Source organism: Roseivivax sp. GX 12232 (assembly GCF_021272185.1).
Taxonomy (GTDB): domain Bacteria; phylum Pseudomonadota; class Alphaproteobacteria; order Rhodobacterales; family Rhodobacteraceae; genus Roseivivax.
The window spans coordinates 1-1,166 of record NZ_JAJSEC010000037.1 but is presented as its reverse complement, the minus strand read 5'-3'; the positions used below and the strand labels follow the sequence as shown (position 1 = coordinate 1,166).

Here is a 1,166-nt window from a genome sequence, read left to right as displayed (position 1 = left end):
CAATCCGCGCCGCCTCACGGGCGGCGCGGGCAACCTCACTCGCCCGAGATCAGCCTGTCCGGCACTTCGAAGCGCTGATCGTCGACCCGGATGAGGTGCAGGCCGTCCTCAAGCCGCCAATCGGTGTCTGTGCCAACCCCCGACATTGTGGCATTGCCGCGCAGGAACTGGCCATGCGCGAAGGTCAGTGTGCGCCGGAAGCCGGTCTGAAAGGTCGCGACCAGCGTCGCATCGCCGCCGCTGCCGCGCGCGGAGCGGATCGTGCAGCGGCCCATCGGCTCGCCGGGGTTCTGGGCGCAGGCGACCTCGGCGCGGAGGTCGAAATCGCCGCGCTTGGCCCGGGCGGCGCTGTCGTCGAGCCCGCGCGCGACCACGCCATCGGGGCCTTCGGCCGGTGCAAGCTGCGCGACTGGCAGATGGCCGCGCGGGCCGCCTGAGAGCGGCGCGACCGTGCACCAGACCTCACGAGCCAAGGCCTCACAGCCAAGATTGGACAGGATCGTTCCAGGGGCGAGCTTGGTAGCAGGGGCGGCCTCCTCATTGGGCGCGCTGCGCAGGGGAACGGGCGCCTCGCCCAACAGCCGCCAGCGCCGGATGCCGCCCGCTTCGGCCGCGGCGGGAACCGTTGCCTGCGCTGCCGAGGCGCCCCGCTCCTGCGCTATACCGGGACCTGCAAGCGGCACGAGCGTCAGTGCGAGGATCACGAGAAGCCGGAAACGGCACTCTGTGTCGGACAAGAGGGTCACGGATCGCGGCTCCGGTCAGGGTTTGGCCATAACAACGCGGGCGTTCCACAGAACGGAGCTCTGAGATTGTAGAACATCGCAATCTTGATCCTATGCTTTTCCTATCGCCTTCCATCCGGGAAAGCTCAGCCGGAAAGTCAGGTTACGAGCTATCCAATTTTCAGGTTTGAGACCGCAACGTCGGCCGAAGGCTGTTTTTCACCTTGTGAAGTAACCGGGGCGGCACGCGGCGCCCTTATGATTGGTCGCTGGGCGGTCGCCCGAACTACGATAGACTGCGTGCTGGCGGAGACTCATGCGGCCTTAGCCGCTGCCTCAAGGTTGCCCGCAGGAACGGTCATATGAAACAAAATCAGCGATAGTTGACGTAACGGCAACTTTTCCTTTCGCATAAGGAAACTGTGTGCTAAGCGCCGGCCT

1 protein-coding gene is annotated in these 1,166 nt (G+C 65.5%); it reads right to left on the bottom strand.

The annotated features are described in order from the left end of the window. Positions 1-35: 35 nt before the first annotated feature. Complete coding sequence (locus LR948_RS18805; protein WP_232755707.1) at positions 36-746, bottom strand: hypothetical protein; 711 nt, start codon at positions 744-746, stop codon at positions 36-38. Positions 747-1,166 lie beyond the last annotated feature (420 nt).